The organism is Acinetobacter sp. FDAARGOS_558, assembly GCF_003937785.1.
GTDB lineage: Bacteria > Pseudomonadota > Gammaproteobacteria > Pseudomonadales > Moraxellaceae > Acinetobacter > Acinetobacter baumannii.
The window spans coordinates 101,982-124,155 of sequence record NZ_RKJH01000001.1 but is presented as its reverse complement, the minus strand read 5'-3'; the positions used below and the strand labels follow the sequence as shown (position 1 = coordinate 124,155).

The 22,174-nt window shown below is 36.1% G+C and carries 24 protein-coding genes and 1 pseudogene; 6 read left to right on the top strand and 19 right to left on the bottom strand.

Going from position 1 to position 22,174, the window contains the following annotated elements; all coding sequences use genetic code 11:
* Positions 1–115: 115 nt before the first annotated feature.
* The 4 genes from EGT34_RS00590 to EGT34_RS00575 all read right to left on the bottom strand — a co-directional run bounded on the left by EGT34_RS00590 (position 116) and on the right by EGT34_RS00575 (position 3,828).
* On the bottom strand, positions 116–691 hold the full coding sequence (locus EGT34_RS00590) for a dihydrofolate reductase family protein (protein WP_024437359.1): 576 nt from the start codon (positions 689–691) through the stop codon (positions 116–118).
* A 194-nt stretch (positions 692–885) separates the two neighbouring features.
* Positions 886–1,953, bottom strand: coding sequence for a saccharopine dehydrogenase family protein (locus tag EGT34_RS00585; RefSeq protein ID WP_024437358.1), 1,068 nt, complete (start codon positions 1,951–1,953; stop codon positions 886–888).
* A gap of 15 nt (positions 1,954–1,968) precedes the next feature.
* Positions 1,969–3,207 carry an NADH:flavin oxidoreductase/NADH oxidase family protein gene (locus tag EGT34_RS00580; RefSeq protein ID WP_000862286.1) on the bottom strand — a complete coding sequence of 413 codons (1,239 nt, stop codon included), beginning with the start codon at positions 3,205–3,207 and terminating at the stop codon, positions 1,969–1,971.
* A gap of 198 nt (positions 3,208–3,405) precedes the next feature.
* Positions 3,406–3,828 (bottom strand): MarR family winged helix-turn-helix transcriptional regulator, encoded by a 423-nt coding sequence (locus EGT34_RS00575; RefSeq protein ID WP_024437357.1) that lies wholly within the window; start codon positions 3,826–3,828, stop codon positions 3,406–3,408.
* Positions 3,829–4,019: 191 nt separating this feature from the next.
* On the opposite strand from EGT34_RS00575, the gene EGT34_RS00570 reads away from it, so the two are divergent.
* The gene (locus tag EGT34_RS00570; protein WP_024437356.1) at positions 4,020–5,030 is read left to right on the top strand and encodes an alpha/beta hydrolase; all 1,011 of its coding nucleotides are present in this window, start codon (positions 4,020–4,022) and stop codon (positions 5,028–5,030) included.
* Positions 5,031–5,303: 273 nt separating this feature from the next.
* On the opposite strand, the pseudogene EGT34_RS00565 reads toward EGT34_RS00570, so the two are convergent.
* The 6 genes and pseudogenes from EGT34_RS00565 to EGT34_RS00540 form a co-directional block, all read right to left on the bottom strand.
* Positions 5,304–6,392: pseudogene (locus tag EGT34_RS00565) on the bottom strand (IS4-like element ISAba1 family transposase).
* 481 nt (positions 6,393–6,873) lie between these two features.
* Positions 6,874–7,998, bottom strand: a complete 1,125-nt coding sequence (locus EGT34_RS00560) for a ribonuclease D (protein WP_000486125.1) — start codon at positions 7,996–7,998, stop codon at positions 6,874–6,876.
* Positions 7,999–8,303: 305 nt separating this feature from the next.
* On the bottom strand, positions 8,304–8,900 hold the full coding sequence (gene recR, locus EGT34_RS00555) for a recombination mediator RecR (RefSeq protein WP_000490551.1): 597 nt from the start codon (positions 8,898–8,900) through the stop codon (positions 8,304–8,306).
* Positions 8,901–8,909: 9 nt separating this feature from the next.
* Positions 8,910–9,239, bottom strand: coding sequence for a YbaB/EbfC family nucleoid-associated protein (locus tag EGT34_RS00550; protein ID WP_001024697.1), 330 nt, complete (start codon positions 9,237–9,239; stop codon positions 8,910–8,912).
* Between the two features lie 265 nt (positions 9,240–9,504).
* Positions 9,505–9,741, bottom strand: coding sequence for a hypothetical protein (locus EGT34_RS00545; protein WP_000917295.1), 237 nt, complete (start codon positions 9,739–9,741; stop codon positions 9,505–9,507).
* Positions 9,742–9,918: 177 nt separating this feature from the next.
* Positions 9,919–11,106, bottom strand: coding sequence for an O-succinylhomoserine sulfhydrylase (locus tag EGT34_RS00540; RefSeq protein WP_001076385.1), 1,188 nt, complete (start codon positions 11,104–11,106; stop codon positions 9,919–9,921).
* Between the two features lie 133 nt (positions 11,107–11,239).
* On the opposite strand from EGT34_RS00540, the gene EGT34_RS00535 reads away from it, so the two are divergent.
* Entirely contained in the window at positions 11,240–12,325 is a 1,086-nt protein-coding gene (locus EGT34_RS00535; RefSeq protein WP_000825828.1) for an alpha/beta fold hydrolase, read from the top strand.
* 80 nt (positions 12,326–12,405) lie between these two features.
* Here EGT34_RS00535 and EGT34_RS00530 read toward each other — a convergent pair whose 3' ends face one another.
* The 5 genes from EGT34_RS00530 to EGT34_RS00510 all read right to left on the bottom strand — a co-directional run bounded on the left by EGT34_RS00530 (position 12,406) and on the right by EGT34_RS00510 (position 15,380).
* Complete coding sequence (locus tag EGT34_RS00530; protein ID WP_000934174.1) at positions 12,406–13,173, bottom strand: class I SAM-dependent methyltransferase; 768 nt, start codon at positions 13,171–13,173, stop codon at positions 12,406–12,408.
* A gap of 173 nt (positions 13,174–13,346) precedes the next feature.
* Positions 13,347–13,721, bottom strand: a complete 375-nt coding sequence (locus tag EGT34_RS00525) for a TonB C-terminal domain-containing protein (protein WP_002108091.1) — start codon at positions 13,719–13,721, stop codon at positions 13,347–13,349.
* Between the two features lie 178 nt (positions 13,722–13,899).
* Positions 13,900–14,124 carry a hypothetical protein gene (locus tag EGT34_RS00520; protein ID WP_000826150.1) on the bottom strand — a complete coding sequence of 75 codons (225 nt, stop codon included), beginning with the start codon at positions 14,122–14,124 and terminating at the stop codon, positions 13,900–13,902.
* Between the two features lie 500 nt (positions 14,125–14,624).
* Positions 14,625–14,825, bottom strand: a complete 201-nt coding sequence (locus tag EGT34_RS00515; protein ID WP_000564581.1) for a hypothetical protein — start codon at positions 14,823–14,825, stop codon at positions 14,625–14,627.
* Positions 14,826–14,954: 129 nt separating this feature from the next.
* Complete coding sequence (locus EGT34_RS00510; RefSeq protein ID WP_000065215.1) at positions 14,955–15,380, bottom strand: GFA family protein; 426 nt, start codon at positions 15,378–15,380, stop codon at positions 14,955–14,957.
* Positions 15,381–15,643: 263 nt separating this feature from the next.
* On the opposite strand from EGT34_RS00510, the gene EGT34_RS00505 reads away from it, so the two are divergent.
* From EGT34_RS00505 to EGT34_RS00495, 3 genes are all read left to right on the top strand, one after another.
* A complete protein-coding gene (locus tag EGT34_RS00505; RefSeq protein WP_001037927.1) occupies positions 15,644–15,913 on the top strand; it encodes a YARHG domain-containing protein in 270 nt (89 codons plus the stop codon).
* Between the two features lie 18 nt (positions 15,914–15,931).
* Entirely contained in the window at positions 15,932–16,345 is a 414-nt protein-coding gene (locus EGT34_RS00500; RefSeq protein WP_000312749.1) for an HIT family protein, read from the top strand.
* A 254-nt stretch (positions 16,346–16,599) separates the two neighbouring features.
* Positions 16,600–17,706, top strand: coding sequence for a porin (locus tag EGT34_RS00495; protein ID WP_000734917.1), 1,107 nt, complete (start codon positions 16,600–16,602; stop codon positions 17,704–17,706).
* Positions 17,707–17,814: 108 nt separating this feature from the next.
* Here EGT34_RS00495 and EGT34_RS00490 read toward each other — a convergent pair whose 3' ends face one another.
* On the bottom strand, positions 17,815–18,405 hold the full coding sequence (locus EGT34_RS00490) for a YidB family protein (protein ID WP_000183448.1): 591 nt from the start codon (positions 18,403–18,405) through the stop codon (positions 17,815–17,817).
* 99 nt (positions 18,406–18,504) lie between these two features.
* Positions 18,505–18,966, bottom strand: coding sequence for a DUF6231 family protein (locus EGT34_RS00485; RefSeq protein WP_000840537.1), 462 nt, complete (start codon positions 18,964–18,966; stop codon positions 18,505–18,507).
* A 39-nt stretch (positions 18,967–19,005) separates the two neighbouring features.
* Between EGT34_RS00485 and EGT34_RS00480 the strand changes: the two genes are divergently transcribed.
* Positions 19,006–19,875, top strand: a complete 870-nt coding sequence (locus tag EGT34_RS00480; protein ID WP_000422839.1) for a DUF2797 domain-containing protein — start codon at positions 19,006–19,008, stop codon at positions 19,873–19,875.
* A gap of 50 nt (positions 19,876–19,925) precedes the next feature.
* Here EGT34_RS00480 and EGT34_RS00475 read toward each other — a convergent pair whose 3' ends face one another.
* Positions 19,926–21,044, bottom strand: coding sequence for an ABC transporter permease (locus tag EGT34_RS00475; protein WP_000267842.1), 1,119 nt, complete (start codon positions 21,042–21,044; stop codon positions 19,926–19,928).
* 4 nt (positions 21,045–21,048) lie between these two features.
* Entirely contained in the window at positions 21,049–22,173 is a 1,125-nt protein-coding gene (locus EGT34_RS00470) for an ABC transporter permease (RefSeq protein WP_000006386.1), read from the bottom strand.
* Position 22,174: the final 1 nt, after the last annotated feature.

Below are 22,174 nucleotides of genomic sequence, written 5' to 3'. Positions count from 1 at the left end.
ACGTATTGTTATCAACCAAGTAATTCAAGCGATTAAGTAGCATTTCATAAATTTAAAAAACGAATTACAGAATTAATCAGTAATTCGTTTTTTTATATACATGTTATAGAAAAAATCAGCTTATCTTTTGATAGTGAAGACCGATAGCTCCAGAAGCAAACGTTTTATTTTCAATAAGTTTAAGACTGGTCTTTTGCTCAATACCTTGAAATAGTGGCAAGCCACTACCAAGCAGCACGGGCGAAACTGTAATTTTATATTCATCAATTAAACCAAGTTGCATCAGATAGTGCGCGAACCGTGGACTACCCAAAATCACCATATCCTTACCCGGTTGCTGTTTGAGTTTATTAATTTCTTCTTCAACATGGTCTTTTACGAGTCGGGAATTATTCCATTCAACTGTATCTAATGTGGTTGAAAAAACGATTTTCTCTGTCTTTTCAATCCATTCTGCATGATTTCGTTCATGCTCTGAAGCTTCTGGGTTTGAAAGCATAGCTGGCCAATAATTATGCATCATCTTGTATGTCGCACGTCCCCAAATTACCGTATCAGCAGAGTTCAAGATTTTATTTGCATGATTTGCCAAATCGGCATCGTAAGCAATCCAACCTATATCCATTGCCCCATTTGGCCCTTCAACAAAACTGTCAAGCGATGCATGTAGAAATAGTATGAGTTTTCTCATTATTCTCATTCCTTTGTTATAAAAAATTTATCGTTTTTAGTATATTCAATTTATATGATTTCTTATGGAGTATTTTGTTTTCTGTTTTTCTTATACTTATGCACTGTATTCTTTTGAAATATTTATAAATTCCCCGAACAAGAATGACTCCTTATTCGGGACGATCTATAAACATGCTGTTTTAATAAAAGCTTTTAATTAATGACCAGCGGACCAGAACCCGGTAACTCGGTCACTAGCTTATAACCCATCAGTTTTGCAGGTGTATATGTACCGCCTTTAACGGTATTGTTGAGTAAATAATTCACCACAGTCAATGACCCATTTACGGTAAGGCTATAAGCGTTTTCCGTTTGGATGCGGGCGGTTTTTATTTCCCCACGCGTATTTCTTGCTTCTCCCCAAACATAGGTGGGTACTTTCGCGCGGAGTTCCTCATTTGGTCCAACAACCGTTTTTTCAATACGTGATTTAATAAACTTTTGGACGGCATTGAGTTTTAATACAGGGCGGAAGCAGTTCATCATTTTCGCACCAAAAATCATTTTGGGAGGCGCAGGAACAAATACTTCAATGTTTGGAATACCCGTTGTATAAAACGCTGTAGATACATCTCCCCACGGAACGCTCATAGCACTTTTTTTACCATCACCGAAATCGATAGTACGGACATAATGTGCTAATGGAACAGTGGTAATTTTTCCGTTTTTACGAATTTTGCCGCCTTCGGCCATACCTTCTGTACTTGTTTTTGCAGTACCCGGTGAAAGCCCTGTTTTTGAGTCAAAACCAAGCGCCAAATGGGTCGCATCTGGCAGAGCTTCTTTGAGCGCAGCGGCAACGCAATCTGTCGGAATCACATCAAAACCAACACCCGGACAAAGCACAATATCGGCTTTTTCGGCTTGGCTGTTAAGTGACTGTGCTAACTCAAATACTGAGATTTCGCCCGTAATATCTAGATAGTGAGCACCTGCCTTTATACAAGCTTCCATCATGGGTTTCGATGTCGCGGAAAATGGCCCTGCACAGTGCATGACCAGTTTAAAGCCTTGGAGTTGTTCACTTACCGCATCCACGTTATCGAGTCCAAAAGCCTTATAACCAAGCCCCAACTCTTGAGCAAGTGCTTCAACCTTAGCTTTGTTACGACCAGCCAAAGTTGGTTTTAGACCTTGGCGTACAGCTTCACGAGCGATTAACTCGCCCGTGTAGCCATTTGCTCCATAAATTATCCAGTTTGAATCGTTCACATTTGTCATAACACAACTCACTTATTAAGAAGCAAATGAATAGTCACGCATGCCTTTTTTGTATTGACGAGTACGGCATGACATAGCTGATTGTTGCAAAATTAAAGCCCAAGCTGGTGAAACATTTGGTTTTGTTTTTTTACCTGCGCTTAAATTACGTAACTGGAATTTGACCACAGCCATATTGGCAAGTGAAGCAAGTGTTTTGTTCTTCCAAGTAATTGGTTTTAACTCAGGAGTAAGATTCTGGCCTTGTTTCCAAGCATTTGGCAAATTAGGTTCAATGGCTAAAGCTGTGGCAATACCGACCATATCTACACCACTTTCAATCACTTTCTCTGCCACTTGTTTACGGCGTATCCCACCTGTCACCATAACAGGCATTTTGGCAACTTTACGAATCTCTTGCGCAAATTCTAAAAAGTAAGCTTCACGAGCAAGTGTACGGCCATCACGTGCTTGACCTTGCATTGCAGGTGCTTCATAGCTACCACCTGAAAGTTCAACCAAATCGACTGCATGCTCATTTAACATTTTAACCACTTGTTGAGCATCTTCAGCGCTAAACCCACCACGTTGGAAATCGGCTGAATTTAGTTTCACTGCAACAGTAAACTGAGGCGAAACCACCTTACGAACAGCTTCAACAATCTCAATTAAAATGCGAGCGCGGTTTTCTAAAGAACCACCCCATTGATCTTGGCGTTTATTACTCAGTGGAGAAAGAAACTGACTTAATAAATAACCATGCGCTGCATGAATTTCTACACCGGTAAACCCTGCTTTTTCACCTAAACGCGCCGTGTTTGCAAAACGCTGAATCACCTCTGCAATCATAGATTCCGTCATTTCGATTGGCGTGTTAAAGCGATTTGACATTTTGCCAAGATCAAGTGAAATAGCGGATGGTGCCCACGTCTGCTGACCAAGATTGGCTTGCATTTGGCGACCCGGATGGTTAATTTGAAGCCACATCTGAGCGCCTTTTGAGCGCCCAATTTGTGCCCATTTTTTAAAAGTATCTAGATGCTTTTCATCTTCAAGCACTACGCCGCCCGGTCCAGTCATCGCTCGGCGGTCTACCATTACATTTCCGGTAATGATTAGACCTACGCCACCATTTGCCCAAGCCTGATATAAACGCATTAATTCTTCTGATGGTGCATGGTTTAAATCAGCCATGTTTTCTTCCATTGCTGCTTTAGCAATACGGTTAGGAACATATGAGCCATTTGGGAATACTAATTTTTCGAACACTTTCATTGGAATGACCTCATTCAGTATGGCTTTACTTTAAGATTAAAGCTAACTTTAATGTCAATACCTTTTATTATTCTCCTATTTAAAGAGTTGTATTCATTAATTTTTTAAGTAAAAAAGAGGCCTTCAGATGCCTCTTTTTTTAAAGTTTAAAGCTTTAAACTATTTGCAGATAAAAATTATTTTCAGTTAAAGAAAACTTTATAAATCTTCCAATAATTTCAAAGAAAGCTTTCTCAGCATAGTCAGCTCCTCATCATTCATATGCATTGAACATCGCAACTGATTGGGTAGATCAATCACTTTTTCTTTTATCTCTAAAGCTTTGTCCGTCAATATTACTTTTTTTACCCGCTCATCTTCTTTGATTGATACCCTCTTCAAAAACCCTTTTGCTTCAAGTTTTTGAACCAACGGCGTTAAGGTGCCTGAGTCAAATAAGGTCTTTTCACCGAGTTCTTTTAGGGAAATATCATCTTCTTCGTAAAGAGCTAAAAGAACGATGAACTGAGGGTAAGTTAAATCGAAATCTTTAAGTAATGGACGATACTGCCGCGTAAGTGCATTTGCTACTGAATAAAGCGAAAAACAGAGTTGATCACCTAATATCTTGTTTTCTTTCATGTTTAGACCAAAAAATAAAATTATCTAAAAATTATTATAAATAATTCTTGACCATAAGTATCTTGCGTGCAAGTATTATATACACAAGATATTTATTGAACTGAGCTTTCGATAGAACCAGCTTGATCTTGGACGAAAAGCCTTGGCTCAAAGTTGTATTTCAAATTTTTAACTTAAAGTGAGTTTTCACCATGAAAATCGCAACAGCTTTATTAACATCTGCTCTTTTCACTACAGCTGTTTCAGCTGAAGCTATCAATACTCCTGCTCCAACTGCGGGTGTACAAGCATTCCTAGACGTACTCAATTCGGGTAACGGTAAACCAATGGAATTGATGACGCCAACCGAAGCTCGTCAAGTTTTAATCGGCGCACAAAAAGGAGCAAAACTACCACCAGCACAAGTTTCAGATAAAACTATTCAAATAAATGGTCAAAGCATTCAGCTAAAAATTGTTAAACCAGAAAATGCTAAAGGCGTTCTTCCTGTATTCATGTTCTTTCATGGTGGCGGTTGGGTGTTAGGTGACTTTGCTACCCATGAACGCTTAATTCGTGATTTAGTTCGTGAGTCTGGTGCAGCGGCTGTATACGTGAACTATACGCCTTCCCCAGAAGCTCATTTCCCTGTAGCAATTAATCAGTCATATGAAGCAACCAAATGGGTCGCTAAACATGGTAAAGAAATTGGTGTTGATGGTAGCCGTCTAGCTTTAGTAGGTAATAGCGTTGGCGGCAACATGGTGGCTGCTGTTGCCCTTCAGATTAAACAATCTGGCGGTCCAAAAGTGCGTTACAACGTAATGTTATGGCCTGTTACCAATGCTGGTTTCGACAATGCGTCTTACAATCAGTATGAAAAAGGATACTTCTTGACTAAGAACATGATGAAATGGTTCTGGGACAACTACACAACCAATGCCAATGATCGCAACAATATTTTGGCATCACCACTTCGTGCTACAAGCGAACAGTTAAAAGACTTCCCACCTACATTAATTCAAACAGCTGAATTAGATGTATTGCGTGATGAAGGTGAAGCTTTTGGCCGTAACTTAGATAAAGCTGGTGTTCCAGTGACTGTAACTCGTTATAACGGTTTGATTCATGACTATGGTCTTTTAAATCCATTAAGCAATGAACCATCTGTGAAAACTGCGTTATCACAAGCTGGATCTGAACTTCAAAAGCATTTGAAATAATGATTTAGTGCGGTGCTAATTAATGTAAATCTTATAAAGAAAGCATGTCATCATGCTTTCTTTATAATTTACCTGAATCATTAACTTCCTAATCTCTGACTAATCATTTTTCCATTCATCGGTCATTTTTTAAAAAAGCTTGACCTTAAACCTAACTTTAATCTTAGCATTCCTAATAGGTAAATATGAGGATCCTACCGTGTCTAAAGTTTGGAGTTTTCAGCGTTGGTTGATTGCCTTTTTTATGGCTTTTTTCTATGTACACGACAAATTTCACAGAACCCTTATCCTATCAGGATTCTGCTTTCTTAAAATTGCCAAAATTTCCTTAAACTCTTCTTTTTTCCCAAAACCAATTAAACGCTGAATCGCCATTTGAACATAGTCTAAACCATAGCGAAATAAACTCATTGAGAGTCGTCCATGCTTCTTTATTTTTATCGCTTTTTTTTGATTATGTTGCCATTCACCCGTTAAGTAACACCAACAGAAGCTTATAGCTAACACCGCAATCAATTTTTTCACTCGTCTAGGGTCTGTCAAGCGCGTATTTTCAAGATTAAACCCGCGTCCTTTGAGACAACTGAATAAGGTTTCAATTTCCCAGCGTAATGCATAATCCTGAATAGCATTGGCATTAAACTGAGGAGAAACGACGAGTAAAAGCTCTCCATTTTCTAACTGTAGTGCACTTATATATAGTTTCACCCGACCAACCAAAATCCGTCGTTTACGACATTCAATTTGACCAACTTTAAGATGGCGAAATAAATCACTAATTTTATGATTCTTTCCTAAATGATTGGTGACAATGAAGTTTTTTAACACGAATGCAGAAGTTGATGTCTTGTTCAATTAACCATGTAAACCACTGCTCACCGATAAACTCTCTGTCTGCGAACACATTCACAATACGGTCTTTACCAAAATGGCTATAAAGCGTTGAATCAAAGCAATACGCTCTTTCGTATCTGAATTTCCACGTTTATTAAGCAATGTCCAAAGGATAGGTATCGCTATTCCACGATAAACGATTGCGAGCATCAGGATATTAATATTTCGTTTTCCCCATTTCCAATTGGTTCTATCTAAAGTCAGTTGCACTTGGTCGAATGAAAACATATTGAAAATCAACTGAGAAATTTGACGATAATCAAAATACTGACCTGCAAAGAAGCGCTGCATACGTCGATAAAATGATTGTGGTAAACACTTGATGGGCAAGGCTTTAGATGCAGAAGAAAGATTACATGTTTGCTTTAAAATAATCACAAGCATGATGAGCGCAAAGCACTTTAAATGTGACTTGTTCCATTTTAGAGATTTGTTTAAGATAAGATATAACTCATTGAGATGTGTCATAGTATTCGTCGTTAGAAAACAATTATTGTGACATTATTTCAATGAGTTATCTATTTTTGTCGTGTACAGAGCCTCCATATATAAAATTAGAGGCCTCCTCTCCCCGAGAAGGCCTCTATATTTCTGCACCGAAACAAACTTATAGTTATATATTGTTTATTTTGAAATTGTTTTTCTTGCTACCAAGAATATACAGACCTGTATATATACACAATTGAATTTTTCTCACTAATAAAGTTAATTTAATTCAGCATGACTTTCTATAATTAAGATTAAATTATCTTTTTATAATTTAAACTTTATAAAATCAGTAAAATGTAAACTCAAACTAAACAAAAAGTTAATCTTATAAAGACTAACTTATTAAATGACTTTATTTTAAAGTTATATTAACGAACACCAACTGATCAGTTATTAATCAGATAAGTTATTTTGAATCTTAAAATTCAATTTAACTGAAAATTTTTCTTAATACCTAAACCTAAAATAAAAGGCTGGCTTTCTCTTCTTTAAATAACTGAATAAGCGGCTTAGTTAAAAGCTCATAGCGCCAACCCAATAAATAATCTGGGAGATCCTGTTCATCACCTTTAGTAAGCACATGCTGATGAATCGCATTTAACCATTTCTTACGTAGTAAAACTTCTTTAGGTATAGAGGTTTGTTCTATCGTTTTAGCAATCAATGCATCCATTTTATTCAGGGTTTCTTTGGATGTAATTTTAAAAGGTTTAGCAATTTTAGCTGGCCAGTGCCCTTCAACAGGTAAGTCTTTTAAAAGATCAAGAATAACCTTGCCGTATTCACGAACAACATTCGGACGAATATCTTTTACTTGAGATAATTGGAAACTATTGCGTGGATTTTTTTCGACTAAATCAATCATCGTCGAATTTCTAAGGATAAAACTACGTGGCTGGTTTGTTGCTCTAACCACCTCTTCACGCCACTCACTTAAATTTTGCAATTGCATTAATTGACGACGTGAATGACGATAATTGCCCACATCTGTATATAACAACGGGGTTGGTGTTTCACTAATAATTTCTTTGGTTAAACTACTACAATCCTCAAGAACATACTCATAAAGCCCTTTTTGTTTGAGCTGATCTTTAATATGGTTAGCCAATTGCATAAGGTATAAAACATCATTTGCCGCATAACATAGCTGTTGCGGAGATAAAGGACGTGCCAACCAGTCTGATCGAGTCTGGTCCTTTTCAATATCAATCTCTAAACAAAGCTTTAATGCACCTTGATAACTTACTTGTAAACCATGTCCCAAAAAGGATAATCCAACTTGAGTATCAAAAACATTTAATAGGTTTTGTTCATCGGCATAGTGATAGATTAAATCAATATCTTCACCACATGCATGAAAAATATTTTGTTGAGCAAGAAAGATTTTTTTCCAAAACTCGCTTAAATCTAAAGACACTCCATCCAGCAAATATACATTTCCGTTGACATTGACTTGACATACTCCAAGTTTAGGCCAAAGGGTATCAACCTTAATAAATTCTGTATCAAGTCCATAAGTTGAACATTGATCCATTTGTTGAAGAACATCAACCAATTCGGTTTGCTGTTGGATAAACTGAAACATGCTTTCTCAAGTAAATGCAAAGAGTGCTTTAAACTCTGGTATATATAACATAGGATTAAAAAAATGCTACTGAATCCTTGATGAATAATCTATTTTTGAACAATTTTCCAAAAAAGAGATAATTTTTTGATCATTATTTTAAATTTTTCAAATTTAATGTCCTTTTAAATGTTTATTTTTTACAAAAGCTTTTTTTAATTTATATATTCACTGAGTCATTTTTAAAAATATGTTTTTGTCTTTTAAAAAGATTTTTTGATAATACGATATTATTCAAAAAATCTTTGAAATAAGCACCGAGGTACTTATTTCATACGCATACGGTTATGAACAGCCTGACTTAAGGTATGACTATCCACATATTCAAGCTCGCCACCTTGTGGTACGCCTTGCGCAATACGTGTCATGTGAATAGGTAAATGCTTCGTCGCTTCAACCAAATAATGCGCTGTCGCCTGACCTTCCACAGTAGCATTAGTTGCCAAAATGACTTCTTCGATCGTACCTTGGCTTAACCGTTGGATTAGATAAGGAATACCTATTTCTTCTGGCCCGATTCCATCTAATGGAGAAAGGTGCCCACCCAACACATGGTATTTGCCACGAAAACTACCACTTTGCTCGATTGCCATAACATCTGCCGGAGACTCAACTACACAAAGCAATTGGTCATCTCTTTCTGTTGAAGCGCAAATATCACAAATTTCGTGCTCTGTTAAAGAGTGGCAAACACTACATTCATGAATATAACTTGATGCTTCATGTAGAGCATGTGCTAAAGCAAATGCACCTTCACGATTTTTCATCAAAAGATGTAAAGCCATACGTTGGGCCGACTTCGGTCCAACGCTAGGCAAAATACGTAAAGCTTGAACGAGTTGTTCAAATCTATCACTAAACACTGATTTTCCTTAGAACATGCCTGCTAAACCAGGAGGTAAACCCATACCCGAGTTAGCTTTTTGCATTTTTTCTTCTGAAACTACTTCAGCTTGACGCACAGCATCATTCACCGCAGCTGCGATTAAATCTTCAATCATGTCTGGTTCGTCTTGAAGTAATTCTGGATTAATTTCGATACGTTTTACGATATAACGGCCAGTCATTGTTACTTTAACTAAACCACCGCCCGCTTCAGCGTGTACTTCAGTTTGAGCAAGCTCTTCTTTAGCCTTTTTTATATTTGATTCCATATCTTTTTGCATGCGCTGCGCTTGCTGCATGAGCATATTGATATTCATAAACCTAACTCCGTATCTCTATCAAATATTTCAAGTATTATTGATAGTCATATAACACTTCGGAACTTAAACTCTTTGAACGCCCCTATCGATCAGTAAGATCATTGAGGTCAGTACGTTTAAATCAAAATTAATCCGCAATTCTGACACAATAAATTAATGTTTTCTATTGGTATCTATGAAACTCTTTTAGGTAACTCATCCATTTAAAGCTTTCTATACGAAACTTTTTACTGTGAAGGCCGGTTCTAAAATTTAAGTTAAGCTACTGCGAAGCTTGGAGGGTGCTATTGTCGGGTTTATATTCATTTAAAGGAATTTTCTGAAAAGAGGCATTCGCTTTTTCTATTGTATGATCAGCTTCTTCAACTGATTTATTTGCATCATTAATCAATAAAACAGTTTCGTTAATTTGAGTCGGTTCATCCTTTTGGGCAAATACTTTGTATCCAACCAAACCAATTGCCCCTATAGCAACTAAAATAATTATAGGCTTAAGCATGGTTACAAACTCACTTTGTTATTTTTATTAAATTTAGAACTTTTATACGTTGTGATTTTTAATTCATTTACAACAAAATGTAGCTTTTTTATTTCAATCGTTGTTTGTGAGTAACTCACCTTAAAGTAAAGCCACACTAAAATGAGTGTGGCTTAATTCTTAGATATATAAATTTTATTAGATCAAATCTAATCCACGTGAGATATCACCAATAATATCGTTAATATCTTCTAAGCCAACCGAAACGCGGATTAAGCCTTCTTGAATACCAGCAGCTTGTTTTGCTTCAGCAGAAAGTTTGCCGTGTGTGGTTGTAGCAGGATGCGTAATTGTTGATTTCACATCACCTAAATTACCCGTGATAGAAATAAATTTGGTGTTATCAATAACCTTCCATGCGCCTTCACGCTCACCTTTAACTACAAAAGAAACAATCCCGCCAAAGCCATTTTGCTGTTTTGCTGCAAGTTCATGACCTTCATGAGTTGGAAGCCCGCCATAATAGACCTTTTCTACTTTTTCATGGGTAGACAACCACTCGGCAAGTTTTTGAGCATTTTCACAGTGCGCTTTCATACGTAAACGTAAGGTTTCTAATCCTTTTAAGAAAACCCATGCATTAAACGGACTCATAGATGGTCCTAAAGTACGCACTACGCTAAAAACTTCTTCTAGGAGTTGATGTTTACCTACCACTGCGCCACCTAACGCACGGCCTTGACCATCTAAATATTTAGTCGCAGAGTAAATCACGAGATCTGCACCCAACTTTAACGGTTGCTGTAAAACAGGTGTACAGAAACTATTGTCAACAGCAAGTAATGCGCCATTTGCATGCGCAATATCTGCAAGCGCTTGGATATCTGCGATTTCAGCTAATGGATTAGACGGTGACTCAACAAATAATAGTTTAGTTTCTGGACGTACTGCATTTTTCCATGCATCTAAATCGCGTAGATCAACAAATGTGATATCTACACCAAATTTGGCAATGTATTTTTCAAATAAAGCGACAATAGAACCGAAAACTGCTCTTGAGCAAATAACATGATCACCTGCTTTTAGATACGCCATAGCAATCGATAGAATTGCTCCCATACCTGAGCTTGTAGCCACGGCACGTTCAGCCCCATCTAAAGCCGCTAAACGTTTTTCGAACATCGATACAGTCGGATTAGTAAAACGAGAATAGATATTTCCTTGAACCTGACCAGAAAATTTTGCAGCTGCTTCAGCAGCGTTTTCATATACAAAAGATGAAGTCAAAAAAATTGGTTCGCCATGCTCACCTTCAAAACTACGAGTGTGTCCGGTACGAATGGCTAAAGTATCAAGTTGGTATTCTAAATCATCAGACTGGTTCATTAAATGTTCGCCTTTACTGGTCATGTACTAAAAACTATCATCATTTTGAGTGCCTAAGGTATTTAAGGTCAAGGTAAACCTGAAAATTATCGCTTAGACTTCAATCAATCTTTAGTATAGTTGGTAAAACAAGATGAAACGCTTAAAGTCCCTTGTCTCAGAACAAAGTCAAATCAAGCACCTCTCTACCCGACTATTTCGTCCTCAAACATTAGTATTGTCACAAAGCACTCCATTTGAAGTGATTGGTGAATTCAACCAAACCCGTGTTCGTTATTATGCAGCTACAGAAAAGAGTTTTAGAGAACCATTAGTATTTGTGGCGCCTTTAGCCATTAATATGGCGATTTATGATTTATATCCATATCGTTCTCTTATCAAATACTTCCAAAATGCAGGTTTTGATGTATACCTTATCGATTGGGGGCGTTTAGGCTTTAAAGATAGACATCTTAACTTTTTATCGTTTATTGAAGATTTTATTCCTAAAGCTATAGAGCTTGTTCGCACACATTCAGGCAGTGATCAAATTTCTCTACACGGATGGAGTATGGCTGGCATATTCGTTACTTTATATACAGCGCATAATCATCCGAATTATGTCAAAAACCTTATAGTTTTAGGTAGCCCAATCGATAGCTATGCTTCTGGTTATATTGGAAAACTCTACCGAACCATAAACAACACTATTGCCCGCAATAAAAAGCTTCAGAAACGTATTTACTCAGGTTTACCGAAGCGTTTGATTCATACTCCGGGCATTTTAAACTCCTTAGGCTTCAAAATTCTTGACCCTAAAGGCTGGTTCGATGGTCATATTCAATTACTTAAGAACCTTAATGACCTTCAGTTCGTACAAGAACATGCCACATTAAGCAGTTTTTTAAACAATATGATTGATTATCCGGGAGGTATTAATCAGGACATGTTATTTAATGTTTGGCTGCAAAATCCATTAAGACAAGGTTCTATTCAGTTAAAAGATAAAAAAATCGAATTAAAAAATATCGACTGTTCACTCTTAGTTGGAGCTGGTCGTAGTGATCAATTAGTGACGGCAGATGCAGCTCAGCCATTAAGTCAGTTAACCAGTAGCCAAGATGTTACATTTACTCTTATTCCTGGCGGTCATTTAGGTCTAATGTCAAGCCAAGCAAGTGCGCAGGAATTCTGGCCAAAGCTAGCAACATGGCTGAGTGAGCGTTCAACAAAAATCTAAATTTAGGCATAAAAAAGTCCTCTATATGAGGGCTTTTATCTAACGCTTTCTCTATGAACACAAACCCAAGCTTAGACTCATTAGAAGGATAGTTTTTTAAATACAAAGTACCCGACCTTACTTTCAAAACTTCCATCTTTTTGAATATTAAAATACTTTTTAACAACATCTGCTGCATTTTCTTGGAGATACCTAAGCGTTTTTATTTGATCTTCAGGTGTCTTCATGCGCTGTACCCAACTATCAAAATCTAGTTTGAGAGTTTGTTTTTCTAAAATTGTTAATTCAAAACCAGCATCTTCAATAAAGTGAACCCAGTCTTTAATACTGTAATTTCGTACATGACTAGGGTCTCGAATCACTTCTATAGTCTGTAAAAATGTATCTAAAATAGGGAAACTTGAGCTAATAATATCAACAAAAATAACAGTGCCATTTGGCTTTAATACACGATTTATTTCTTTCATTGCTGTTGGGACATGCTGCCAATGATGGGCAGAATATCGACTAATAATTACATCAAACTGTTCATCAGTAAAAGGCATATCTTCAGCAATGCCTTGTTGTACAAAAATATTTTTTATTTTTCGAGCATTGGCAGCTTTTGAAACTGTATCGAGCATTTCATGAGATAAATCATAAGCAAAAACCAGATCTGCATGGCGAGCAACGTTATAAGCTACATGGCCACCACCGCAACCTAAATCTAAAACAACAGCATTTGGATATTCATCAATTTCTTTAATGAATTTATCAAACTCGACCCCTTCAGAGTGAGCGGTGCTATTCAAATAACTTAAAGATTTATTTTGATACTGTTTTAAATTTATCTCATGTTGATTCAACATGGCTTATTCCTCTTCTTTGATGAGTTAACCATAAAAGAAAAAGTAGATAAAAAATAATGATTAGTTTTTCAATAATTAATAAAATAAAGTTATAATTTGTATCTCTATCAATTCTTAATAAAAAAACCACCAAATGGTGGTTTTTTATGTAAGGCCAAGTTCATATTTAAAAATTACTTTGCAGTAAATTTAATATTGAACTTTCTTACTTGTTTTCTAGCTTCCGGATTAGAAGGTAAAACAAAGGGACTTGCACGCCATATCGCCTTTTCAATACTCGACTTAAACTTTTGGTCTTCTTTATCTAGAAAAATAATTTGCTCAATCTCACCAGTATCACTTAAAAAGACTTTAACGCTAGCACTCATTCCCACTGAAGAAGGCGGAACATTCCAAATTTTAAAGATCTTTTTTTGATATTGTTGCTTGTACTTTTCTGCTTCTACAATAATTTTGTCATCATCACTTTTTGCTGGTGATAATAACTTAGAATTAATTGTGCACCCACTTAATAACAATATAGAAGTTAAAATAATGACGTTTTTCATTTATAAAACCAATTTTTTCAACGATTAAAATTTAACATTTTATCTTTTTAAAAACCACCTAAATGGTGGTTTTATGCTAAATAGCTACTACTAAATATGTTCTTAGCAAATTCTAAATTTCAGCTAATTTACGATGATTATTTAGTTTAACTATTTAATTATAATTTTCAGCATCGTTTTAAAAAGATATTTTATAACGTGAATTTATATTTGAGTGTTCAGGCATATCAGCAATATCCTGCTCAGTAAAAATTCCATGTTCAAGTACTTTAGTGCCATTAAAGGCAGTATTGACCGGAGTAACAGGCGATTTAGTAATATAATTTTCATCTGCTTTTTGTGTTAACGATGCACACCCATCTAAACCAAATCCTGTAGCCAATACAAGTAACAATCTCTTCATCTGTCTCACCTGTTATTATAAAAATCAAACAATCTAACAAATTATCCACTGATTGTCACATTTTTAAAACGATTGAGACTAAGCCAATTCTTTACATAAGCTCAACGAAATGTAAAGTAATTTGCATAAAGTGTTAAATTGTGTAAAATACCTAAATAATTTAATGATATGTTTTAACTTATGATCTTTTTACTTTTCTTATTTTTGATATTTACCTTTGTACTCCTCTTAAATGCTCATTACAAACACTAGGTATTTGTATCTGTTCTTCTCATCTGCGAAATATTTTTGAAAAATTAATTATTTTCTTAAAAGCGTTCACTTACTTTCTTTAGTCTAGATTTTTATAAATACAAAAAAAAGCCCGCTTTGTAAGCAGGCTTTACCCTTTTTGATTTTTTGCGCTGATCATTCAGGACTTTTTGCTGTTTGTGACAGCGCTCGGATATTACACTTATACTTAAAGATTAAAAAGACTAATCTTTTTTAAACTGATGCATTTACTCATCAATTTCAATCGGATCGCCGTCTTCAGGACGAATATGCCGTGTCCCATCATCAGCAGGATCGACACTAGAGCCATCCTTAGTAATCGAGTTATACATTTCGTCCTCTTTTTTATCGTCTATGAATTCTTCATCTTCAAAATCAAGAGGCTCGTCATCATCTTCAAAATTTAAAGGCTTTTCTTCATCTATCATGTGAACCATCCTTTTTAAGCTATGTGATTTCATGCTCAAATAAATATCGGATATATTCAACAGTGAACACACATCATTTATGTAAAGAATACTTAAAAATTATTAAAATATATAAAAAGTTAAATAGTGTTATTCAAAATATTTTAAGAACTCTTCTAACTCAGGTAAATGTGCAAAGTTTTTATGAGCATCCCCTAACATAACCCAATCATGTTTTGACTCTATACAAAAATTAAGTTTTAAATCTGGTTTAAACGGTTGTTCAAGAAGCCCCAACGGTATCCACATATAGTTTGTACCATTAATTTTATTAGGGACAGGCGAGCCACATCTATTACAAAATGATGAAGTAAAACCAGTTTCTTTTTTATAGGTAGCCACATATTCCTTACCTATCAACCAGTTAAACTGATTTTCTTTTACTAAAGTAGCGGCATTTGCTCCAGTACCTGTTTGTTTTCGGCATAAGCTGCAATGGCAGTGATAAACCGTTTTGATTTCACAAGGTACAGAGAATTTTACTTTATGGCATAAACAAGAACCGATGTTACTCATATAACGTACTTATTTCATTACTATAAAATTTTAATCATGACTTTAAATATTGGTTAAGTATATATTTTAATTGTTTAATATAAAATATATCTAATCTTTTGATTTAAAAAAGATTATAAAAAAGATCTTGATATATAAAGCTTTTTTATATTATAAGGTGAAATATGACTTTAAATAACACTTGAGTAATTAATAGTCATTGAAATATTGGGAATAAACCTTATATTGAGTACAGGTTCATACCTTTAACTGAGGAAAAGCTCATGAATAAATTAATGGTTGCGGTATTCGCTGGAATGGTGACCCTTGCCGGTTTCAGTGCTCAAGCTGCAACACCTGAGCAAGAATGTCAAAAATTGCAAGATGATTACAATTTGATTTATGCGTCAAAAGGCTTTTGTTTTAAAGACCAAGATGCTAAAGAAAAATATGGTAATGAAAACTGTCATACGACTAAGCCAAAATTCTCTGATAAAGAGCAGCAACGTCTAGACGCAATTAAAGAACGTCAAAAAGAATTGAAGTGTAAATAGTATTTAAAGGAATAATACATGGCATATGATGATCAAAATATCTTCGCAAAAATTTTACGTGGTGAACTTCCAGCGATAAAACTCTATGAAGATGATCAAGTTCTAGCTTTTATGGATATTATGCCCCAAGCCGATGGTCATGCATTAGTTATTCCAAAAACTCCTGCAGTAACTTTACTTGATTTACCTCCTGAAGCGGCAGCTTATACCATCCAGATCGTGCAAAAAATTGCTAAGGCAATGGAAACTGCATTAAATTTGGATGGAATTGTGCTCATGCAGTTATCAGGAGCAGCTGCCGGACAAACTGTCCCTCATGTTCATTTTCACCTAATTCCGACAAATGTTCACCAACTTGGCAAACATGCGGCGCAATTAGGAGACCAAGATAAAATCAAAGCTTTGGCTGAGAAAATTAAAGCAGCACTTTGATTTTAAGAGATAAAAGCGGAGTTTAAACTCCGCTTTTTTTATTTAAAAAGTGTAATAAAATCAAAAGAAAATAAAGTATTTCCAATTTTTAATTGTCATAAAACTGTCATTTCTTCTTCACTCCATTGTCACAAAGTTTACAGATACTTCTTAGCAAGTTGGTGAGCTTCTGTAACTTTTTGTACATAAGCCAACTAAAAAATAAAAGTTAGCTAGGCATACGCCATTTAAAAATACCTTTTGGAGAAATCTCAATGAAGAAATTGCTTCTCGCTGCCGCAGTTGCAACTTTGAGCGTAAACGCGGTGCAAGCAGCGCCAACTTTGTACGGCAAACTAAACGTTTCCATTAACCAAGTTGACAACAAAAATTTCGATGGTAAAAGTGACGTTACCGAAGTTAACTCAAACTCTTCTCGTATTGGGGTAAAAGGCGAAGAGAAGTTGACTGATAAGCTATCTGCTGTTTATTTAGCTGAATGGGCAATTTCTACTGACGGTTCTGGTTCAGATACTGACCTTAGTGCCCGTAACCGTTTTATCGGTTTAAAAACTGAAGGCGTCGGTACGTTAAAAGTAGGTAAATATGATTCTTACTTCAAAACCTCTGCTGGTAGCAACCAAGACATCTTTAACGATGACACACGTTTAGATATTACAAATATTATGTACGGTGAAAACCGCTTAGATAACGTGGTTGGTTTTGAATTAGACCCTAAATTATTAGCTGGTTTAACATTCAATATCATGGCTCAAACTGGTGAAAGCACTTCTGATAGCAAAAAAGGCGAAACTGGTAAAGACAGCAAAAATGATAGCTTCGATTCAGTTTCGACTTCTCTAGGTTATGAAAATAAAGACTTAGGTTTAGCAATCGCTGCTGCTGGTGACTTCGGTATCAAAGGTAAATATGCTGCTTACGGTTTGAAAGATGTTTATACAGACGCTTACCGTGTAACTGGTTCTTATGACATTGCTAAATCTGGTTTTGTAGTAGGTGCTTTATGGCAACATGCTGAACCTACTGATGACTTGACTGCATATGGTCAAACATATAAATCAGATGGTTCAATCGATAAAGCTGGTAAAGCTTACCGTGGTTTAGAAGAAGAAGCATACGCGGTAACTGCTGCTTATAAAATTCCTAACACTAAACTTAAAGTAAAAGCAGAATATGCTTCTGCTGAAACACAAGTAAGTGGTCAGGCAGATCGTAAAATTGACTTGTATGGTTTAGGTCTTGATTATCAAATCAATAAACAAGCTCGTTTCTACGGTATCGTTGCTCAACAAAAACGTGACTGGTTGAATGACGACGACAAACAAACTGTTGTAGGTACTGGTATTGAATATAACTTCTAATCAGTTATGTTCGATTCAGATCTAAAATAAAAGGGCTTATGCCCTTTTATTTTATTGTGCTATCAAAAAAACCGATATAAAAATATCGGCTTTTAAAAAATTTATATCTTATTTTAAGAAACCACTTACAAGATTCATCACATTTTGAATATCTTGGTTAGCTTCTTGATGATCTGTACTCTCACCTTGAGGTGTTAAAGAATCAATGACTTGAGGTAAGACAGAAGCGATTGCACCATAAACTTGTTCTTTTGGTGCTTGAGCTTGCTGAGCAACTTGTTCAATGTCTGCTGGATTAAACAGACTTTGTAATTGCTGGGTCGGAACTTCACTATTACTTTGGTTTGGATCAACCCAACTTTGAACTTGGCTACCTAAACCCGCACCCTTTAACTTTTCTAAAGCAGCCTGTAAGCCACCTTGTTGCTGAACCCAACCTAAGATTAAAGGTACCACTGCAATTAATAAACTTTGCACACCACCACCAGCTTGAGGTGTGTTGTTATTACCAGTGACTTGTCCTAATACAGAACCCAATACTCCACCAAGACCACCTTGGGCACCAGATGAAGTATTACCACCCATTTGTCCTAATACAGAACCTAAAATTCCACCTAAACCACCTTGACCTGACGCTTGCTGATTCCCACCTAAAGCTTGCTTAGCCAAAACTTCTACAATGTTGCTTAAATTTGTCATGAGTAACTCTTATGTATGGTTTATACATGAGCATACGCGTTTTTTTGTTAAGACAGCAAAAATCAAATTGTTAAATTTTGAAAGAGATTGCAAGGTCTTTTACCAACGGAATTTATTCCAATTTTCTGGATTTGCCCAAAATTTGGAATTAAACCAGTCTGGGACATGCTTATAGGTCAAAATATTAAATTGCCATAAAGCAAAATCACTATCATGTGAAGTCTTATCAATAAGTTGGGTAAAACCTAAAGAACGCAGAAGCTGTTCATCACTGCGTTTGCTCACGACAACAATTCGTTTTGCTAATAAATCTCTTAGCTTTACTAATAATTGTGATTTTTGCACATCGCTGATGTCCTGCATTTCATCAGTATCAAACAATACAAAACCCAAATCATAACGCTGAGTAAAAGGCAGACTTAACAGCTCAGTTACGGTAAAATAGTGCCATTGAATTGCGTTATTCTGGTCAATTTTCTGGCCAATACAAAGTGCAGTATGAATAGGCTGTTCGTTTGATAAATCGTCTAGCATAGAAGTGATGACATTTTGTTCAGCCATAACTGCAACCCTTAATTGAAAGATGTGAGTTTAAACTTTATGGAACTACAAGGCATTTGCCATAAAATGCATGCAGGCCTAAAAGATGCTAGTGTAACTGATCAACAGACAACCAAGGCAAATGTTGAATACAAATTTGTATTAGACCGTTCAGAAATTGATCTTCCTTTTAATTTAGGACAAGAACTAGAAATCGAATGGACAGGTAATATTTATTGCACCTCTTGTGGTGCTAAAACACCAAAGTCTTATTCGCAAGGCCACTGCTTTAAATGCTTTAAAACGAAAGCGGAATGTGACCTTTGCATTATGAAACCTGAAACATGCCACTACCATTTGGGTACATGTCGTGAAGATAATTTTGCCCACAGCGTATGTTTCCAGCCTCATATTGTGTATTTGGCAAATTCAAGTGCTTTAAAAGTAGGTATTACTCGCGTTAGCCATATGCCTGGTCGTTGGTTAGATCAAGGGGCAACTCAAGCCTTACCTATTTTAAAAGTTGGTTCACGTCGTTTATCTGGCCAGCTTGAAACCATGTTTGGTTCCTTAATTGCGGATAAGACAGATTGGCGTAAACTTCTCAAAGGCGAAGCTGAACCTCTAAATTTGATAGAACAACGTGATCAGTTAATTGAAGAGTTCGCCCCTAAAATTCAAACTATTCGTGAAGAATTTAGTCAAAACCTTGAATTTAACGAAACGGTTGAATTACTAGAAAATGAATTGCCACGTGAGTTTGTTTACCCGGTTGAACAATATCCTGAAAAAATTAAGTCTTTAAACTTAGATAAAACACCAAAAATTCGTGGAGTATTGCAAGGTATTAAGGGCCAATATTTAATTTTTGATATTGGTGTTATTAATATCCGTAAATATACAGGTTACGAGCTGATTGTACGTGCATAAAAGTCGATTTAAAAAAGCCCCATAAAAATGGGGCTTTTTAATCAATATAATTAAGATAATCTATTTCTAAACAACCAAGCTGCTAAAGGTAAAGTTACTATCCCCAGCACAATCATTGGTAAAAAATTCAATTTGACTTGGGCAAAGCTTGCACCTTCTAAATAAACCCGCTGTACTAAGTTAATTCCAAATCTTAATGGATTTGCATAAGTTGCTACTTGTAATGCTTTTGGCATATTTTCTACAGGTGTCAGTAAGCCTGAAAGTAACATTAAAGGCATAATCAATAAAAATGTAAAAAGCATAGCTTGTTGCATATTTAAAGATAAAGCTGAAATTGATAAGCCCACACCAACTACAGCCACGTTAAAGCTGAATAATCCAAAATAAAGCAGTCCAATAGAGCCATTCATTGGAATTTTAAACCAGAACAAAATAATCAATAAAATAATGGTCGATTGCATCAAACCTACAAAAATCGGCGGCAAAGCCTTACCAATCATAATTTGTAATGGTGTATACGGTGTCACTAATAATTGATCAAACGTACCCTGCTCACGTTCACGCGCAACTGATAAAGCAGATAAAAGTAATGTCTGCATCATACTTAATGCTGCAATTAATGCAGGCATTAAGCTCCAACGAGACTCTTGATTTGGGTTGTACCATGTTCTTGTTTCAAGGCTAATCGGTAAAGCTGAACTAAACTTTTGCTGATTGAACTGACCAATAATTTTATTTAGATATGACCCTGCAACCATAGCTGTAGATGAATTTCTACCATCAACAATGACCTGTATAGGAGAGCTTTGGTTATTGTTTAATTTACTCTCGAAATCATTGGGGATCGTAATTATGAGCAATGCCTGACGATTATCAATAACCTGTTTGATTTGTTCGGTATATTCCAGTGTTGCAACACGCTTAAAAATACCAGAGCCATCGAGCTTCGAGATCAGCTCATGTGAAACCTGCCCGTTACTCTGATCTAAAATTGCATAAACTACATGGTTAACGTCATAAGTAGCCGCATAGCCAAATAAAAGTGCTTGCATCAGAGCGGGTACAAATAGAATAGCCCTATTTGCAGGATCACTAAAAATGGTTAAGAATTCTTTTTTGACTAAAAAACTTAAGTGTTTCAGCCACGTGATTAATTGCTGCCACATAACTTTATCTCAACCGTTTTTTCAGTGAAAAGTTCACAGCACATATCAAAACAACGATATATCCCAATAAAATACCGCATTCTTTAAACCATAGCCTCCAATCATCACCTCCCATAAATAAAGTTTTAATTAAAACCATAAAATGCGTCGCTGGAAGTAACTGGCTAATAATTTGTACAACCAAAGGCAAGTTGCGTGTATCAAAAACAAATCCGGAAAGCATCAGCGCTGGCATAAAACTTGCCAACAAAGCAATTTGACTCGCCTGAAACTGACTTTGGGCAAAGCCAGATATAGTTAAACCAAGTAATAATGAAACGATTAAATATAGAAATGAAGCAAATAAAATTGAGAATAATGAACTCCGCATAGGGACTTCAAAAATAAAATGTGCAGCAACAATACAAATAACGATATCAATCATGCCGACAACAACGTACGGAATGAGTTTTGCCAACACAATTTCAAATGGCCGTACTGGTGTGACAAATAAGGCTTCTAATGTTCCCCGTTCCCTTTCACGGGCAATAAGCAGACCCGTTAAAAATGCGCCAATTAAAGTTAAAATGAGTACCATTAAACCCGGCACTAAAAACCAAGTACTGTTACCAGATTCGTTAAACCATATTCTTTGTTCAATTTTAACGGCGCTTGCAGATGCTAATATGAGGCTACGATCAATTTGTATTGATGGCGCGGTAGCCAAAGCACCCGCGACATACCCCTCTAAAGCAGTTGCTATGGTGGTCGATCTACCATTTAATAGCAATTGAACCTTTGCGTTACCTTGTTGGGCCTGATTTGCAAAATCGGAAGGAAAATGCAAAATCGCATCAATTTTGCCATTTCGAATGGCCTGTTCTGCTTCAGGCAAATTATGAAATTCTAGACTGGTTAAATATCGCGATCCATTTAAGCCAGCTAAGACCTGATTGACCTGCGGCGAGGACTGATCAACTACAACACCAACTCGTGCTTGGTTCAAGTCAAAAGAAAGTCCATAACCAAACAGTAAAATTAAGATAACAGGCAAAACTAGGCCAATTCCGAGACTGCTTTTGTCACGAAGAAGCTGTTTAGTTTCTTTCCGAACTAAGGCTTTCAAGCGACTCCAAAATGCAAAGCTCATT

Excerpts from the sequence above, each read along its gene's own strand:
- EGT34_RS00590 (WP_024437359.1), bottom strand. The coding sequence starts at position 691 with ATGAGAAAACTCATACTATTTCTACATGCATCGCTTGACAGTTTTGTT.
- EGT34_RS00585 (WP_024437358.1), bottom strand. The coding sequence starts at position 1,953 with ATGACAAATGTGAACGATTCAAACTGGATAATTTATGGAGCAAATGGC.
- EGT34_RS00580 (WP_000862286.1), bottom strand. The coding sequence starts at position 3,207 with ATGAAAGTGTTCGAAAAATTAGTATTCCCAAATGGCTCATATGTTCCT.
- EGT34_RS00575 (WP_024437357.1), bottom strand. The coding sequence starts at position 3,828 with ATGAAAGAAAACAAGATATTAGGTGATCAACTCTGTTTTTCGCTTTAT.
- EGT34_RS00570 (WP_024437356.1), top strand. The coding sequence starts at position 4,020 with ATGAAAATCGCAACAGCTTTATTAACATCTGCTCTTTTCACTACAGCT.
- EGT34_RS00560 (WP_000486125.1), bottom strand. The coding sequence starts at position 7,998 with ATGTTTCAGTTTATCCAACAGCAAACCGAATTGGTTGATGTTCTTCAA.
- EGT34_RS00550 (WP_001024697.1), bottom strand. The coding sequence starts at position 9,239 with ATGAATATCAATATGCTCATGCAGCAAGCGCAGCGCATGCAAAAAGAT.
- EGT34_RS00545 (WP_000917295.1), bottom strand. The coding sequence starts at position 9,741 with ATGCTTAAGCCTATAATTATTTTAGTTGCTATAGGGGCAATTGGTTTG.
- EGT34_RS00540 (WP_001076385.1), bottom strand. The coding sequence starts at position 11,106 with ATGAACCAGTCTGATGATTTAGAATACCAACTTGATACTTTAGCCATT.
- EGT34_RS00535 (WP_000825828.1), top strand. The coding sequence starts at position 11,240 with ATGAAACGCTTAAAGTCCCTTGTCTCAGAACAAAGTCAAATCAAGCAC.
- EGT34_RS00530 (WP_000934174.1), bottom strand. The coding sequence starts at position 13,173 with ATGTTGAATCAACATGAGATAAATTTAAAACAGTATCAAAATAAATCT.
- EGT34_RS00525 (WP_002108091.1), bottom strand. The coding sequence starts at position 13,721 with ATGAAAAACGTCATTATTTTAACTTCTATATTGTTATTAAGTGGGTGC.
- EGT34_RS00520 (WP_000826150.1), bottom strand. The coding sequence starts at position 14,124 with ATGAAGAGATTGTTACTTGTATTGGCTACAGGATTTGGTTTAGATGGG.
- EGT34_RS00515 (WP_000564581.1), bottom strand. The coding sequence starts at position 14,825 with ATGATAGATGAAGAAAAGCCTTTAAATTTTGAAGATGATGACGAGCCT.
- EGT34_RS00510 (WP_000065215.1), bottom strand. The coding sequence starts at position 15,380 with ATGAGTAACATCGGTTCTTGTTTATGCCATAAAGTAAAATTCTCTGTA.
- EGT34_RS00505 (WP_001037927.1), top strand. The coding sequence starts at position 15,644 with ATGAATAAATTAATGGTTGCGGTATTCGCTGGAATGGTGACCCTTGCC.
- EGT34_RS00500 (WP_000312749.1), top strand. The coding sequence starts at position 15,932 with ATGGCATATGATGATCAAAATATCTTCGCAAAAATTTTACGTGGTGAA.
- EGT34_RS00495 (WP_000734917.1), top strand. The coding sequence starts at position 16,600 with ATGAAGAAATTGCTTCTCGCTGCCGCAGTTGCAACTTTGAGCGTAAAC.
- EGT34_RS00490 (WP_000183448.1), bottom strand. The coding sequence starts at position 18,405 with ATGACAAATTTAAGCAACATTGTAGAAGTTTTGGCTAAGCAAGCTTTA.
- EGT34_RS00485 (WP_000840537.1), bottom strand. The coding sequence starts at position 18,966 with ATGGCTGAACAAAATGTCATCACTTCTATGCTAGACGATTTATCAAAC.
- EGT34_RS00480 (WP_000422839.1), top strand. The coding sequence starts at position 19,006 with ATGGAACTACAAGGCATTTGCCATAAAATGCATGCAGGCCTAAAAGAT.
- EGT34_RS00475 (WP_000267842.1), bottom strand. The coding sequence starts at position 21,044 with ATGTGGCAGCAATTAATCACGTGGCTGAAACACTTAAGTTTTTTAGTC.
- EGT34_RS00470 (WP_000006386.1), bottom strand. The coding sequence starts at position 22,173 with ATGAGCTTTGCATTTTGGAGTCGCTTGAAAGCCTTAGTTCGGAAAGAA.